The organism is Pseudonocardia sp. 2-7 (assembly GCF_056341085.1).
Map to the genome: position 1 here is coordinate 4,078,199 of NZ_CP094507.1, position 15,198 is coordinate 4,093,396.

At 74.2% G+C, this 15,198-nt stretch carries 15 protein-coding genes; 10 read left to right on the top strand and 5 right to left on the bottom strand.

Translation table 11 applies throughout. The features are described 5' to 3' along the window. The first annotated feature begins 27 nt into the window (after window positions 1–27). Window positions 28–1,281, top strand: coding sequence for an FAD-dependent monooxygenase (locus MTO91_RS19605; protein ID WP_476652218.1), 1,254 nt, complete (start codon window positions 28–30; stop codon window positions 1,279–1,281). On the opposite strand, the gene MTO91_RS19610 is transcribed toward MTO91_RS19605, so the two are convergent. Next, the gene (locus MTO91_RS19610) at window positions 1,233–1,688 is read right to left on the bottom strand and encodes a MarR family winged helix-turn-helix transcriptional regulator (RefSeq protein ID WP_073577371.1); all 456 of its coding nucleotides are present in this window, start codon (window positions 1,686–1,688) and stop codon (window positions 1,233–1,235) included. The two genes, MTO91_RS19605 and MTO91_RS19610, sit on opposite strands and share 49 nt — an antisense overlap. 284 nt (window positions 1,689–1,972) lie before the next feature. Between MTO91_RS19610 and MTO91_RS19615 the strand changes: the two genes are divergently transcribed. From MTO91_RS19615 to eutC, 7 genes are all read left to right on the top strand, one after another. Continuing rightward, window positions 1,973–2,641 (top strand): ABC transporter ATP-binding protein, encoded by a 669-nt coding sequence (locus MTO91_RS19615; RefSeq protein WP_073577370.1) that lies wholly within the window; start codon window positions 1,973–1,975, stop codon window positions 2,639–2,641. Continuing rightward, window positions 2,638–3,858, top strand: coding sequence for an ABC transporter permease (locus MTO91_RS19620; RefSeq protein ID WP_476652219.1), 1,221 nt, complete (start codon window positions 2,638–2,640; stop codon window positions 3,856–3,858). Before MTO91_RS19615 ends, MTO91_RS19620 begins: the two co-directional genes overlap by 4 nt. Window positions 3,859–3,889: 31 nt before the next feature. Beyond that, window positions 3,890–5,551, top strand: a complete 1,662-nt coding sequence (locus MTO91_RS19625) for an HlyD family efflux transporter periplasmic adaptor subunit (RefSeq protein WP_357439494.1) — start codon at window positions 3,890–3,892, stop codon at window positions 5,549–5,551. Between the two features lie 144 nt (window positions 5,552–5,695). Then, a complete protein-coding gene (locus MTO91_RS19630; RefSeq protein ID WP_073577367.1) occupies window positions 5,696–5,902 on the top strand; it encodes a hypothetical protein in 207 nt (68 codons plus the stop codon). A gap of 175 nt (window positions 5,903–6,077) precedes the next feature. Next, window positions 6,078–7,472 carry an ethanolamine permease gene (eat, locus tag MTO91_RS19635; protein WP_179762123.1) on the top strand — a complete coding sequence of 465 codons (1,395 nt, stop codon included), beginning with the start codon at window positions 6,078–6,080 and terminating at the stop codon, window positions 7,470–7,472. Further along, entirely contained in the window at window positions 7,469–8,845 is a 1,377-nt protein-coding gene (locus MTO91_RS19640; RefSeq protein WP_476652221.1) for an ethanolamine ammonia-lyase subunit EutB, read from the top strand. Before eat ends, MTO91_RS19640 begins: the two co-directional genes overlap by 4 nt. Next, window positions 8,842–9,579 carry an ethanolamine ammonia-lyase subunit EutC gene (gene eutC, locus MTO91_RS19645; RefSeq protein WP_179762121.1) on the top strand — a complete coding sequence of 246 codons (738 nt, stop codon included), beginning with the start codon at window positions 8,842–8,844 and terminating at the stop codon, window positions 9,577–9,579. Before MTO91_RS19640 ends, eutC begins: the two co-directional genes overlap by 4 nt. 70 nt (window positions 9,580–9,649) lie before the next feature. Here eutC and MTO91_RS19650 read toward each other — a convergent pair whose 3' ends face one another. The 3 genes from MTO91_RS19650 to MTO91_RS19660 all read right to left on the bottom strand — a co-directional run bounded on the left by MTO91_RS19650 (window position 9,650) and on the right by MTO91_RS19660 (window position 11,592). Further along, window positions 9,650–10,717 carry an ABC transporter ATP-binding protein gene (locus MTO91_RS19650; protein WP_476652222.1) on the bottom strand — a complete coding sequence of 356 codons (1,068 nt, stop codon included), beginning with the start codon at window positions 10,715–10,717 and terminating at the stop codon, window positions 9,650–9,652. 21 nt (window positions 10,718–10,738) lie between these two features. After that, a complete protein-coding gene (locus MTO91_RS19655) occupies window positions 10,739–10,930 on the bottom strand; it encodes a hypothetical protein (protein WP_476652223.1) in 192 nt (63 codons plus the stop codon). Window positions 10,931–11,007: 77 nt separating this feature from the next. Then, a complete protein-coding gene (locus MTO91_RS19660; RefSeq protein WP_100878442.1) occupies window positions 11,008–11,592 on the bottom strand; it encodes a TetR/AcrR family transcriptional regulator in 585 nt (194 codons plus the stop codon). 106 nt (window positions 11,593–11,698) lie between these two features. Here MTO91_RS19660 and MTO91_RS19665 point away from each other — a divergent pair, with 106 nt between their 5' ends. Both MTO91_RS19665 and MTO91_RS19670 read left to right on the top strand, forming a co-directional pair. Then, entirely contained in the window at window positions 11,699–12,880 is a 1,182-nt protein-coding gene (locus tag MTO91_RS19665; protein WP_476652224.1) for an acyl-CoA dehydrogenase family protein, read from the top strand. Then, the gene (locus MTO91_RS19670) at window positions 12,877–13,887 is read left to right on the top strand and encodes a phosphotransferase family protein (protein WP_476652225.1); all 1,011 of its coding nucleotides are present in this window, start codon (window positions 12,877–12,879) and stop codon (window positions 13,885–13,887) included. Before MTO91_RS19665 ends, MTO91_RS19670 begins: the two co-directional genes overlap by 4 nt. A 32-nt stretch (window positions 13,888–13,919) precedes the next feature. Here MTO91_RS19670 and whiA read toward each other — a convergent pair whose 3' ends face one another. After that, window positions 13,920–14,819 carry a DNA-binding protein WhiA gene (gene whiA, locus MTO91_RS19675; protein ID WP_476652226.1) on the bottom strand — a complete coding sequence of 300 codons (900 nt, stop codon included), beginning with the start codon at window positions 14,817–14,819 and terminating at the stop codon, window positions 13,920–13,922. Window positions 14,820–15,198 lie beyond the last annotated feature (379 nt).

Sequence of the window (15,198 nt, forward strand, 5' to 3'; positions counted from 1 at the left end):
ACCGGATAGTTCGGTCATCTAACTACCATGGCCTCCTCCCGGCACGCCCTCATCTCCGGCGCCGGCATCGCCGGCTCCGCGCTCGCCCTGCGCCTGGCCGCGTACGGCTGGCGGACGACCGTCCTGGAGCGCGCGCCGCGGCAGCGCGACGAGGGGCACAACATCGACGTCCGTGGCACCGCCCGTGAGGTCCTGCGCCGGATGGGCCTGGAGGACGCCGTGCGGGCCGCCGGCACCCGCGAGGTCGGCTTCCGCGTGATCGGCGACGACGGGCGCCCGGTCGCCGAGATCCCGATGGACCCGACCGGGTCGGCCGACGGTCCGACCGCCGAGCTGGAGATCCTGCGCGGCGAGCTGGCCCGGGTGCTGATCGGGGCCGCGCCGGGGTCCACGGCGTTCCGGTTCGGCACCCGGATCACCGGCGTCGAGGACCGGGGCGCCGGCGACGGCCCGGCCCGGGTCGCCCTCGACGACGGCACCACGGTCACCGCCGACCTCGTCGTGGTCGCCGAGGGGCTGCGGTCGCGCACCCGCGACCTGGTGTTCGACGACGTCACCGTCCGCGAGACCGGCCTGTACGGCGCCTACCTGACGATCCCCCGCACCGCCGACGACGACGCCTGGTGGAACTGGTTCCACGAGACCGGCTCGCGCGGGGTGCACCTGCGCCCGGACAACCTGGGCACCACCCGCGCCATGCTGACCTTCCTGTCCGGGGTGCGCGGCCTGGAGACCCTCGGCGACGCCGACGTCCGCACCGTCCTGCGGCGGACCTTCGCCGACGCGGGCTGGGTCGCCCCGCGGATCATGCGGGAGCTCGGCGACGGGCCGGGCGGGGCCCCGATGTACTTCGACGCCGTCGGGCAGGTCACGGCCCCGCGCTGGAGCTCGGGACGGGTGGTACTGCTCGGCGACGCCGCGTACTGCCCGTCGCCGCTGGGCGGCGGGGGCACGAGCCTGGCCCTGATCGGTGCCTACGTACTGGCCGGGGAGCTGGCCTCCCGCCCCGGCGACACCGCGGGTGCGCTACACCGCTACGAGGAGCTGCTGAGGCCCGCGACCGAGCAGGCGCAGAAGCTGCCGCCGCTGACGCTGGCCAACCCGCGGACCCGGGCCGGGATCCGGACGCTGCGCACCGCGTTCCGGGCCGTCGCGAGCCCGGTCGGGAAGCGGGTGACCGGGCTGCTCGGGGCCACCCCGACCGGCGCGGTCGACGCGTTCCGGCTCCCGGACTACCCGGCGCCGAGCTCGTCGAGCGTGGCGACGACCGCGCGCAGGTAGCGCTCGACGACCTCGCCCTCGTCGGCGGAGAGGCGGCGGGCGACGTCGTCGAGGGCCCGGACGGCCGGCTCCCACTGCGCGAGCCGCGCGCGGAAGGACTCCTCCCGCGAGCGCACGGTGACCCGGCGGCGGTCGTGCGGGTCGGGGACACGCTCGAGGTGGCCGGCCGCCTCGAGCCGGTCGATCAGCGCGGTGGTCGAGGCCGGCCGCAGGTCCAGCCGCCGGGCCAGCTCGGTCGGCCCGAGCGAGCCGTGCACGTCGAGCAGCCGCAACGCCCACAGGTCGGTCGGGTGCAGCCCCGCCCGCCGGGCCTGCCTGCCGGTGAACTCGTGGGTCGCCCGGTTCACCGCCTCCAGCGCGACGGTCGGGCCGGCCAGCCCCTCCAGCAGGTGTCGTCGCTCGCCCATGCGGCCTCCCGGCGTCGGTCCACGGCACCGTAGCCGGACGGGCCCGGCCGCAGCCGCGGCAGGACCGGTCACGAGGTGGTCACGAATTCGCGACGCCGTTTCGGGGACACCTCCCCGCTCTCGACCGTCGAATGGGAATGAATCCGCATTAACTGATCGACGACCCGCAGGTGACGGCCCTGCGCAACCTTCCACCCGATCGGGTGACGCCATATTTCTGCGCACCATTCCCGACGGCGACCCGACGATTTCCCGGAACCGCCCCGTGCGTAATCTCCGGAATCGTGATCGAGCTGGAGGGGGTCTCCAAGGTCTACCGGACCGGAGCCCTCGAGCTGCGCGCACTCGACGCCGTGGACCTGCACGTCGACGACGGCGACCTCGTCGCGATCATGGGCCCCTCCGGCTCGGGCAAGTCCACGATGATGAACATCCTCGGCTGCCTCGACGTGCCGAGCTCCGGCGCCTACCGGCTCGACGGCATCGACGTCGGCCGGATGTCGGACAACCGGCTCGCCGACGTCCGGCTGCAGAAGATCGGTTTCGTCTTCCAGTCGTTCAACCTGCTGCCGCGCACCTCGGCGCTGGCCAACGTGGAGCTGCCGCTGGTCTACGCCGGCGGGCGCGACCGCCGGGGCCGGGCGCGGCGCGCGCTGGAACGGGTCGGGCTCGGCGACCGCGGCGACCACCGGCCCAACGAGCTCTCCGGCGGCCAGCAGCAGCGCGTCGCGGTGGCCCGTGCCCTGGTCACCGACCCCTCGATGATCCTGGCCGACGAGCCGACGGGGAACCTCGACACCGCCTCGACCACCGACGTCATGAACCTGTTCGTGGAGCTGAACGAGAGCGGCCGCACCGTCGTGCTGATCACCCACGAGCCCGAGGTCGCGGAGTTCGCCAAGCGCGTGGTGACCCTGCGCGACGGCCGGATCGTGGGTGACGAGCGCCGATGACGATCTGGGAGTCCGCGCGGATCGCGGTACGGGGCCTGCGGGCCGGGCCGCTGCGGTCGCTGCTGACGATGCTCGGGATCATCATCGGGGTCGCCGCGGTGATCGTGCTGGTCGCCTTCGGCAACGGTCTGCAGCGCTTCGTCGCCGACGCGTTCGGCCCGCTCGCCAACCAGATCCAGATCACCCCGGACCGCGGTGGCATCAGCGGCGGCGGCACGCCGCGCGACCTCACCGACGCCGACGTCCGCGCCCTGCGGGACCGGGCCTCCGCACCCGCGGTCGCCTCGGTCAGCCCGACGGTGACCGGCTCGGCGCAGCTGCAGCTGGCCGGTGGCGGGAGCGTCCGCAGCGGCGTGACCGGCGCCGACGCCGACTACCTCGACATCACCAACCGGGAGCTCGTCGTCGGGTCGTTCTTCGACGACCGCCAGGCCACGACCCGGGCGAAGGTCGTCGTGCTCGGCCCCAACCCGGTGGCGACGCTGTTCGGCGGCCGCGCCGGCGAGGCGCTCGGCTCGGAGGTGCGGATCGGCCGCACCTCGTTCCGGGTGATCGGCGTGCTCGCCGCCAACGGCCAGCAGGACGACATCGCCGTCATGCCGCTGGGCGCCGCACGCGCCTACCTGACCGGTGGCGGCGACGTCGTCGACCAGATCACCGTGCGCGCGGTGTCCACCGACGCGGTGCCGCAGGCGGTCGAGCAGGTCACGACGGTTCTCGACGACCGGCACCGCATCGACGACCCGCAGGACCGCGACTACACCGTCACCGCGCTGCAGAGCCTGCTCGACCAGTCCTCGCAGGTCCTGAGCTTCGTGACGATCTTCGTCGCGGCGGTCGCGGGCATCTCGCTGCTGGTCGGGAGCATCGGCGTCGCCAACATCATGCTGGTCACGGTGACCGAGCGGACCCGCGAGATCGGTATCCGCAAGGCCATCGGCGCGCGCCGCCGCGCGATCCTGCAGCAGTTCCTCATCGAGGCGATGGTCCTCACCGGCATCGGCGGGGTCATCGGGATCCTGGTCGGCGTCGGTGTGTCCGTGCTGGCCGGGATCGTCCTGCCCCGCCTCGTACCCGACTTCCCCGCCCCGACGGTGTCGGCCGGATCGGTGGTGCTCGCCTTCGGGGTGAGCCTGCTGATCGGGCTGCTCGCGGGCGGTTTCCCCGCCAACCGGGCCGCGCGGATGCGGCCCATCGACGCCCTGCGGCACCAGTGACAGCGCCCGCGACAGCACCGAGGAGCACTTCATGACCCGACTGCGGCTCGCGGGCAGCCTGCTGCTCGCCGGACTCGTCGGCCTCACTGCCTGCACCGGAGGGGACCAGCCGCCGCCGACGGCCGTCGTCGACCGGGGTGTGGTCTCCACCGGGGTGTCGGCGTCGGGGTCGCTGGTGTCGATCACCCAGCAGAACCTCGGGTTCACCGACGGCGGCCGGGTCACCGAGCTGCTCGTGGAGGTCGGCGAGACCGTCGCCGCCGGGCAGCCGCTCGCCCGGCTCGACGACGCCGAGGCCCGGTCCCAGGTCGCCGCCGCGCAGGCGGGGCTGGACCAGCAGCAGGCGTCGCTGGGCAAGCTGACCGGCGCGAACACCGTCGAGGCCGCGCAGGCGTCCCTGGCCTCGGCCGAGTCGGTACTGGCCGCGACCCGCGACCAGGTCGGGGCGCAGAACGCGGCGAACGACACCGCCGTCGAGCGGGCGAGGGTCCAGCTCGCCTTCGACCGCAAGCAGCTCGCCGCGGCCCAGGAGAAGCTGGAGACCGACCGGCGGGCCTGCAAGCGCTCCGGCGGCAGCACCGCGTCCGCGACCCCGGAGCCCACCGCCGACCCGTCCGGCGGCGGGCTGCTCGGCGGGCTGTCCGGCGGGTCCGGCACCTCGGGCGGGTCCGGCCTCGGCGCGGCGACGACCGACCCGGCCTGCACCGCCGTCGCCACCGACGAGCAGGCCGTGACGACGGCGAAGGGCCAGGTCATCACCTCGCAGACGGCGCTGGCGCAGGCCGAGGGCACCCGCGACACCGGCGCCGCCTCCGGCCGGGTCTCGATCGCGAACGCCGAGAGCGCGGTGTCCGACGCCCGCTCGCAGCTCACCGGGGCGAACAACGACGCACCTGCCGACGTCGCGGTGCAGGACGCCGTGGTCGCCGACGCCCGCAACACCCTCGCCGATGCCCAGCGCGCCCTCGACGACACCCTGCTGCGCGCCCCGGTTGCCGGCACCGTGTCCGCGATCAACGGCGCGGTCGGTGACGTCGTGCCCGCCGCGAGCGCCGCGACCGCGCTCGCCCCCGGCACCGACGCCCGGATCCCGCAGGCCGTCGGGTCGGCGTCGGCGGCCTCGGGCGGCGCGGGGGCCGCCGGTGGCGGCGCGTCCGCGGCGGGCGGGGCACCGTTCCTGACCCTCAACGACCTGCAGACCTATCAGCTGGTCGTCCCGTTCGAGGAGAGCGACGCCGCGCGGGTCGCGCCGAATCAGACCGTCGACGTCACCGTCGACGCGCTGCCCGGGGTGAGCCTGCCGGCGACCGTGGTGGCCGTCGCGCCGACCGCGACGCAGCTGTCGGGCGTCGTGAGCTACTACGCGACCGTCGTGCTGAACCGCACCGACCCGCAGCTGCGCGACGGCCAGACCGCGCAGGCCGACGTGCGCACCGAGGCCCGCAACGGGGTGCTGCGGGTGCCGAACACCGCCGTCCGGCAGGAGGGCGGCCGCTCGGTCGTCGACGTGCCCGGCGACGACGGCGCCGCGGTGACCCGGCAGTTCGTCCCCGGCCTGGTGGGCGACCAGTTCACCGAGGTGCGGTCCGGCCTCGACGACGGCCAGCAGGTCCTGCTGCCGCAGGCCACCGTCGAGGCGACGCCGGGCCGTCCTGGCGGCGGGCCCGGCGGGGGTGGCCAGGGCGGGAACTGACCGCCGCGGGGTCACGCTCGGCGGCCCGCTCGCCCGTTCACCGAGTCACGGGTGTCGGTCGTTCGGTCCCGCAACGATCACTGCCAGGCTGGCCCACGCACATCCGTAGGACGCGGCCCCGGGCCGCATCGGGAAGGAGCAGTCGTGGGCGACATCGCCGGCAAGTTCGACAAGGCGTACGAGGGCAAGGGCGTCGAGGAGCTGGCCGACGCCCCCGTCGACGCGCTGAAGGGCGTCTCCGAGGGCGACGCGAAGCTCCTCAAGGAGGCGTTCAACATCACGACCGTCCGTGACCTGGGCACCAACAAGTTCTTCCTCTGGGCGCAGGCGATCAGCAAGCTCGCGGACTGAGCACCCCGGTGCGGGGCGGTGCGGGCGCCACCGCCCCGCACCGCCCCGCACCCCGCGGCGGACACACACTCTTCACACGGTTACCCCGCGCGGCCCTACCCCGGTCCGGCCCGCACTCCCTAGCTTGTCCCCACACCGACGGTTCCGTCGGCGAGGACGTGCCCGGGAGGACGCCATGGCCCACGATCCGTCGGAGTACCTGGAACGACGACAGCTGCGGACCGGGGCGGCGGGCTGGGTCCTGCTCGCCGGGCTCGGCGTCAGCTACGTCATCTCCGGCGACTACTCCGGCTGGAACTTCGGCCTCGCCCAGGGCGGGTTCGGCGGGCTGCTGATCGCCGGTGTCGTCATCGCGGGCATGTACTTCGCGATGGTGCTGGGCATGGCCGAGCTGTCCTCGGCGCTGCCCGCCGCGGGCGGCGGCTACACCTTCGCTCGCCGCGCGCTGGGCCCGTGGGGCGGGTTCGCGACCGGCACCGCGATCCTCATCGAGTACGCCATCGCCCCCGCGGCGATCGCCACCTTCATCGGCGCCTACGTCGAGTCACTCGGCCTGTTCGGGATCACCGACGGCTGGTGGGTCTACCTCGCCGCCTACCTGGTGTTCATCGGTATCCACATCGCCGGGGTCGGCGAGGCCCTCAAGGTCATGTTCGTGATCACCGCGATCGCCGTGCTCGGGCTGCTGATCTTCGCCGTCGCCGCCGTGCCGCTGTTCGACGCCGCGAACCTCGTCGACATCGCGCCGACCGCGGCCGCCGGGGCGTCACCGTTCCTGCCGTTCGGCTACCTGGGGATCTGGTCGGCGGTGCCGTTCGCGATCTGGTTCTTCCTCGCGCTGGAGGGCGTCCCGCTGGCCGCGGAGGAGGCACGCGACCCCGAGCGCAACGTGCCCCGCGGGATCGTCGCCGCGATGCTGGTCCTGCTCGTCACCGGGGCGCTGGTGCTGGTCCTCGCGACCGGCGCGCTCGGCGCGCAGACGCTGTCGGAGTCGGGCAACCCGCTCGTCGAGGCGCTCGGCGGGTCGACCGCCGGGGTCGTCGTCAACTACGTCGGTCTGGCCGGGCTCGTCGCGAGCTTCTTCTCGATCATCTACGCCTACTCCCGCCAGACCTTCGCGCTGTCGCGTGCCGGGTACCTGCCGCGGGTGCTGTCGGTGACCAACAGCCGCAAGGCGCCCACCCTCGCCCTGATCGTCCCCGGCGCGATCGGGTTCCTGCTCTCGCTGACCGGGCAGGGGGACGTGCTGCTGAACATGGCGGTGTTCGGGGCCGCGCTGTCGTACGTGCTGATGATGGTCAGCCACATCGTGCTGCGCCGGACCGCGCCGGAGATGCCGCGGCCCTACCGGACCCCCGGCGGCGTCGTCACGACCGGGTTCGCGCTGGTCGTCGCCGTGCTCGCCGTCATCGCGACGTTCCTCGTCGACCCGGTCGCGGCGGGCGCGACCCTCGGCGCCTTCGCCCTGTTCATGCTGTACTTCGCGCTCTACTCCCGACACCACCTGGTCGCCGCGGCCCCCGACGAGGAGTTCGCGGCGCTGGCACAGGCGGAGGCCGAGCTCACGTGACGACCCGCAGGGCCTCCGTCGGGGGGCACACCCACGAATTCGCGGACCTGCGGGCGCTGCTGGCCGCCGCCACCCCGGAACGCTCCGGGGACGTGCTGGCCGGTGTCGCCGCCCGCTCGGAGTCCGAGCGCGTGGCCGCCCAGACGGTGCTCGCCGACCTGCCGCTCGCGACGTTCCTGACCGAGCAGGTCGTCCCCTACGAGGACGACGAGGTGACCCGCCTGATCCTCGACTCGCACGACCGCGCGGCGTTCGCCCCCGTCGCGTCGATGACCGTCGGCGGTTTCCGCGAGCACCTGCTCGATCCCACCACCGACACCACCTCGCTCGCCCCCGGCCTGACCCCGGAGATGGTCGCGGCCGTCTCGAAGCTGATGCGGTTGCAGGACCTGATCGCCGTCGCGCGGCGCACCCCGGTCGTCACCGCGTTCCGCTCGACGGTCGGGCTGCCCGGCACGATGGCGACCCGGCTGCAGCCCAACCACCCCACCGACGACCCGTCCGGGGTGACCGCGTCCATCGTCGACGGGCTGCTGCTCGGCTGCGGTGACGCCGTCATCGGCATCAACCCGGCGACGGACTCGCCGCAGCGCACCACCGACCTGCTGCACCTGATCGACGAGGTGCGCACCCGCTACGACATCCCCACCCAGTCCTGCGTGCTCGCCCACGTCACGACCTCCATCGAGATCATGGAGCGCGGCGCCCCGGTGGACCTGGTGTTCCAGTCCGTCGCCGGCACCGAGGCGGCGAACACCGGGTTCGGGGTGACCCTGGCGATGCTGCGCGAGGCGCACGACGCGGCGCTGTCGCTGGGCCGGGGCACCGTCGGCAGGAACTGCATGTACTTCGAGACCGGGCAGGGCTCCGCGCTGTCCGCCGACGCCCATCACGGCGTCGACCAGCAGACGCTGGAGGCGCGGGCCTACGCCGTCGCCCGCGCGTTCGACCCGTTGCTGGTCAACACCGTCGTCGGGTTCATCGGGCCGGAGTACCTCTACGACGGCAAGCAGATCACCCGCGCCGGTCTGGAGGACCACCTGTGCGGGAAGCTGCTGGGTGTCCCGATGGGTGTCGACGTCTGCTACACCAACCACGCCGAGGCCGACGCCGACGACACCGACGCCCTGCTCACCCTGCTCGGCGCGGCGGGCTGCTCGTTCGTGATCTGCGTGCCCGGCGGCGACGACGTGATGCTCCACTACCAGTCGCTGTCCTTCCACGACGCGCTCTACGCCCGTCAGGTGCTGGGCCTGCGTCCCGCCCCCGAGTTCGAGGGGTGGCTGTCCACCATGGACATGCTGGCACCGGACGGACGGCTCAAGGAGCTCGCACCGTCCGCGGTCCGGGCGCTCACGGCAGGTGTGGGGTGAGCGCGGCGGACCCGCTGGAGCTGCTGCGGGCCTCCACCCGGGCGCGGGTGGCGCTCGGCCGGGCCGGGGACGCACTGCCGACCGCGCGGCTGCTGGAGCTTCGCGCCGCGCACGCCGCGGCGCGCGACGCCGTGCACACCCCGCTCGACGTCGACGCGCTCACCGACCGGATCGCCGCGCTCGGGGTGGACACGCTGCGCGCCGCCGGGGCCCCGGCCGACCGCACCGAGTACCTGACCCGGCCCGACCTGGGCCGTCGTCTCGCCGGCGGCGCCGACCTGCCGCGCGGGGAGCACGACGTGGTGCTCGTCGTCGCCGACGGACTCTCGCCCCGCGCGGTCGCCGAGCACGCCCCGGGGATGCTGGCCGAGATCCTCGACCGGCTCGACGGGTGGCGGGTGGCGCCGGTCGTCGTCGCCACCCAGGCCCGGGTCGCGCTCGGCGACGAGATCGCGACCGCGGTCGGGGCGCGGCACGTCGTCGTGCTCGTCGGGGAGCGGCCGGGGATGAGCTCGGTCGACTCGCTCGGGCTGTACTTCACCTACGACGCCCACCGCGGCCGCCGCGACTCGGAGCGCAACTGCATCTCCAACGTCCGCCCGCCGCACGGCACCGGCTACGCCGCCGCCGCGACCACGCTCGCCCTGCTGATGAGCGAGGCGCGGCGGCTCAAGCTGTCCGGGGTCGCCCTCAAAGCGGACCCGGCGCTGCCCTCGGGAGACGCCGGGAGCTGAGCCCGCACCGGCAGGTCTCCCTGCGCGTCGTCCCGTCGAAGCGCGGCGGGATGGACCAGGACCCCCTCCGTCAGCCGCTGACCCGCGGCTGGACGTCGGTGGGCCAGTCGTCGCCGCCCGCTCGCGCCTCCTGCCGGGTCGTCCCGTCCCGCGACGGGCCGGTGGACGCCGCGTCGGCATCGGCGTACTGCTCCCGGATCGCCTCCTGCGCCGAGGACGGCAGCTCGTGCAGCATCGCCTGCACCCGCTCACGGCGGCGGTGCACCGCCTGCCGGTCGGGCATCCCGGTCGACGCGACGAGCTGCGGCTTCATCGGCGGACGGCCCTCGAGCTCACCGGCCTCCTCCATCTCACGGGCGGCCTGCGCGGCGTCCTTCTCCTCCGACATCCCGATCGGCCCCTCACGACGACCGTTCAGGAACTGCGCCACCACCGGCTCGTCGGAGGTCAGCAACACCTCCCGCGGACCGAACATCGCCAGGTGCTTGCGGTAGAGCAGCCCGATGTTGTCCGGCACCGTCTGCGCCGAGTTGATGTCGTGGGTGACGATCAGGAACGTCGAGTCCGTCATCGCGTTCAGATCGATGATCAGCTGGTTCAGATACGCCGTGCGCACCGGGTCCAGACCCGAGTCCGGCTCGTCGAAAAGAATGATCTTCGGATCCAGCACCAACGCCCGCGCCAGCCCCGCCCGCTTACGCATACCACCCGAGATCTCACCCGGCAGCTTGCCCTCGGCACCGACCAGACCGACCATGTCGATCTTCTCCATGACGATGTCGCGGATCGCCGACTCCGACTTACGCGTGTGCTCCCGCAACGGGAACGCGATGTTGTCGAACAGGTTCATCGACCCGAACAACGCACCGTCCTGGAACAACACCCCGAACAGCTTCCGGATCTCGTACAGCTCGGACTCCGAGCACTTGCACAGGTCGACGCCCTCGATCACGATCGACCCCCGCTCCGGCTTGAGCAGCCCGATCAGGGACTTCAGGAACACCGACTTACCGGTACCCGACGGTCCGAGCAGCACCGACACCTCACCCGCGGGCAGCGTCAGGCTCACGTCCGACCAGATGTTGGCCCGACCGAAGGACTTCGTCAGCCCCTCGACCTTCACCTCGACACCCGTCATGGGGTCACGTCTCCTTCTCGCCTAGAAGTTGCGCAGGTCGGACACGAGCCGCCGGCCGTCGACCCGCTGGACCGTGACCTCGGCGCGGCCCGCGGTGGTGCGCGGCGGCTCGCCGGTGCGGGCGGCCTCCTGCGTGAAGTAGAGCAGGGCGGTGACCCGGTCGTCGTCGGCGGACACCACGCCGGCCCGGGTGACGACGGTCCGTGTCCCCACCCCCGCGGTCCAGGGCCGGGCGCCCGGATGCCGATCCTGGAGCGCGCGGGCGCCGGCCGAGCGCCGGCGGCCGCGGTTCACCGGGGCCTGAGCGCGGCGGGCCCGGCCCCGACGAGGCGCAGCGCGAACTCCGCGAGCTGCCAGGCGACCTCGTTCTCCCCCGGGCCCGCATCGTCGCGGAACCACACCGCGACGCCCATCCCCTGGTCGAGGATCGCGTACGACGCGAGCTGCGGCGACGCGACCGAGAACACCCCGGCGTCGGCACCGTCGGCGATCAGCCGCCGGAAGCGCTGCTCGTAGTCGGCGCGCCTGGCGAGGATCTCCGACCGGTGCGGTTCGGTCAGGCTGCGCAGCTCCCGGTTACCGACGAAGGCCTCCACCCGGTTCCGGGCGTGGAAGCGCACGTGCGCCTCGACGGCGCGGCGCAGCCGTTCGACCGGGTCGTCGATCCCGGCCACCGCGGCGTCGTGCTCGCGGATCAGCGCGTCCATGGTGGCGTCGATGACCGAGGCGAGCAGCTCCTGCTTGGAGCGGACGTGCTTGTAGAGGCTCGGCCCGCGGATCCCGACGGCGGCTCCGATGTCGGCCATCGTCGTCGCCTCGTAGCCGCGGCGGGCGAACTCCGCCAGCGCCGCCGACCGGATCTGATCACTCCGCACGGCTAGCAGTCTATAGCCGCGATGTGAGATGTGGCTCCCGACGCTGTCCTCGGCTGCCGCGATGCTGCTACAAGATGGCTAACAATCATTAGCCGATGGAGGAGACATGGCGGTCGACCTCGCCCAGGACGCGCACGTGCAGGACCTCGCGGAGCGGACGGCACGCTTCGTCCGGGAGGTGGTGGTCCCGGTCGAGGAGGCCCACGGCGGCGTCCTGCCGTCGGACGGGGAGCGGGTCCGGCTGCAGGACGCCGCCCGCGCCGCGGGCGTGTTCGCCCCGCACGCCGCCCCCGAGTTCGGCGGGCACGGCCTGGACATGTGCGGCCGCGCCGCGGTGTTCACCGAGGCCGGCTACTCGCTGCTCGGCCCGATCGCGCTGAACATCGCCGCCCCCGACGAGGGCAACATCCACCTGCTCGAGCGGATCGCCTCGGAGGACCAGAAGGTCCGCTACCTCGCCCCGCTCGCCGCCGGGGACGTGCGCTCGTGCTTCGCGATGACCGAGCCCTCCCCCGGCGCCGGGTCCGACCCCGACGCGCTGTCCACCACGGCCACCCGGGTCGACGGCGGCTGGCGGATCGACGGCCGGAAGTGGTTCATCACCGGCGCCGACGGCGCCGCGTTCGCCATCGTCATGGCCCGCACCAGCGGCGTGCCCGGCGACCGTGGTGGTGCGACGATGTTCCTCGTCGACGCCGACAACCCCGGCATGACGATCGGCCGCCACATCCCGACGCTGGACGAGTCGCTCTACGGCGGGCACCTGGAGGTCGAGTTCTCCGACTGCCGCATCACCGACGACGCCGTGCTGGGTGAGGTCGACGAGGGCTACCGCTACGCCCAGGTCCGTCTCGGCCCGGCCCGTTTGACCCACTGCATGCGCTGGCTGGGCATCGCGCGCCGCGCCCAGGACATCGCCGTGGCCTGGGCGGCGGAGCGGCAGGTGTTCGGGTCGCGGCTGGCCGACCTCGGGATGGCGCAGGCGATGATCGCCGACAACGAGATCGACATCGCCGCCGCGCGCGGGCTGATCCTGCACGCCTGCTGGGAGCTAGACCAGGGCCGCCCCGCCGGGATGGAGGTCTCGATCGCCAAGACCTTCACCGCGGAGGCCGTGTGGCGGGTCGTCGACCGGGCCCTGCAGCTCAACGGCGGCCGCGGCGTCTCCGGGGACGTGCTGCTGGGCCGGCTCCTGCGCGAGGTGCGCCCGTTCCGCATCTACGACGGCCCCTCGGAGACCCACCGCTGGTCGATCGCCCGCCGCGCCGTCGCGCGGGCCACCCGATGAGCCCCGACGGCCTGGACCTGACCGCGCTGGACGCGTTCCTGCGCCGGCACGTCGACGGCTACCGCGGCGGGGTCACCGCCGAACTCGTCTCGGGCGGGCGGTCCAACCTCACCTACCGGGTCACCGACGGCGAACACGTCTGGATCCTGCGCCGCCCCCCGCTCGGCGCGCTGACTCCGTCCGCGCACGACATGGGCCGCGAGTACCGGGTCGTCGCCGCCCTCGCCGGGTCCGGGGTCCCGGTGGCACCGGCGGTCGCGCTGGCCGACGCGTCGGTGCTGGGGGTGCCGTTCGCGCTCACCGGGTTCGTCGACGGGATCGTGGTGCGCAGCGACGACGACCTCGCCGCCCTCGACGACGCAGGCGTGCGGGCGACCGCGTTCTCCCTGGTCGACACCCTCGCCGCGCTGCACGCCGTCGACGTCACCACCGGTCCGTTGTCCGAGCTGGGCCGCCCCGCCGGGTACCTCCGCCGCCAGGTCGAGCGCTGGTACGGCCAGTGGCAGCGCGTCGCCACCCGCGAGCTGCCCGACGTGGACGCCCTGCACGGCCTGCTCGAGGCGACCTGCCCGGCCGAGAGCGACCACGCCGTCGTGCACGGGGACTTCCGTATCGACAACGCCATCCTCGACCGCGGCGACCCCACCGTGGTGCGCGCCCTGGTCGACTGGGAGATGGCCACCCTCGGTGACCCGCTGGCCGACCTGGCCCTGCACGTCGTCTACGGCGACCCCGCGTTCGCCCCGGTCCTGGCCGGGGCCGCGGCCTCCACCAGCCCCCGGATGCCGGGTGCCGACGAGCTGGTGGAGCGCTACGCCGCGGCGTCCGGGCGCGAGCCGCGGGACTGGGCGTTCCACCGCGGCCTGGCCTACCTCAAGGTCGCCGTCATCGCCGAGGGCATCCACGCCCGGCACCTGCGTGGCGACACCCGCGGCGACGGGTTCGCGACCGTGGGCGAGGCGACCGCACCGCTGGCCGCGGCCGGGGTCGTCGCGGCCCGCGGCTGAGCGACGGCGGGCCGGGCCGTCGGGCAGGGCGCTCAGCGGGTGAGGCGCTCGGTGTGCTCGAGCAGCCGGCGCAGCCGCCCGGCGATCGCGTCCTTGGTCATCGGCGGGTCGGCGAGGCGGCCCAGCTCCTGCAACGACAGCTCCGGGTTGCGGGCCCGCAGCAGGCCGGTGGCCAGCAGACGCTCGGGCACCCCGGCGGGCGGGTCCGCCAGCAGCGCCTGGACGCGCAGGGTCGTCATCGCCGCGGCCTGGGAGGCGCGCTCCCGGTTGGCGTCGTGCAGCGCGCCGCTCACCGCCGCTTCGCCGGGACCGCGCCGCAGGGCGGGATCCCACGCCTGCGCGGCGCGGGATGCCCCCATCAGGCCGAGTACCGCTCGCACGTCGGCCGGGTCACGGATCACGACCCGGTCGCCGTGGGTGCTGGGGCGGGTCAGCGCGGCGACGCCGAGGCGCCGGGCCGCTCCGGTGAGCGCCATCGCCGTCTCCGGGGACGGGCAGGGCAGCTCCAGCCCGGCCCGGCCGCGGCCGCCGAGCGCCCCGGCCGCCAGGAACGCGGCGCGCCAGGCCCCGGCCAGGACCGCGTCGTCGCCCGCGACGACCGGCGGCGGCAGGCCGCGCACCCAGCGGCCGGTGCTGTCGCACAGCCGGGTGCGGCGGGCCAGCTCCGGGACCCGTGCGACGACCCGGAGGGACTCGGCGGACAGCCGGACGACGGGGATCTCGAACAGGTCGGTGATCTGCCGGGCCAGGCGACCGACGGCGCGCGCGCACCCGGCGGGGACGTCCAGCACCGGGACCGATGCCGCCCCGACGGTCCGGTCGAGGGTCCCGGCGCAGGCGAACCGGAGTGTCGTCGCCGCTTCCGCGCGTCCGATGTCGGCCCGTGCGGGGCGGTGCCGGAACAGCTCGTCCCGGACGTCGAGGATGTCCACCTGCGGCTCCTTCGGATCCGATCGGCGTGCTCCGCCGGTGCGGGCTCGGCCCCCCGACCGTCGGACGACGCCCGGCCGAGGGGACGGCCGGTCCGGGACGTACCGCCCTGGCGGGGGCGACGCGCCTCGGACCAGCCGGTGTCGCACGCCGGGCTCCCGGTCGGCGTGCACCACGTCCCGGACAACGATCGACCGCTGCAGGACGAGGCGGATCCGTTTGCCCGCCACGACAACCGGGCGACCGGGGACGCCGGGCGCGGCGACCGGGACGACCGGTGGTCGACGGACCGCCGACCGGTGACCCTGCGTGATCCTCTTCCCCGGGTCGGCCCCGGCGCACGCCACCGGTCCGGCCCCGATCGGGTCGTGGACGGTTGGG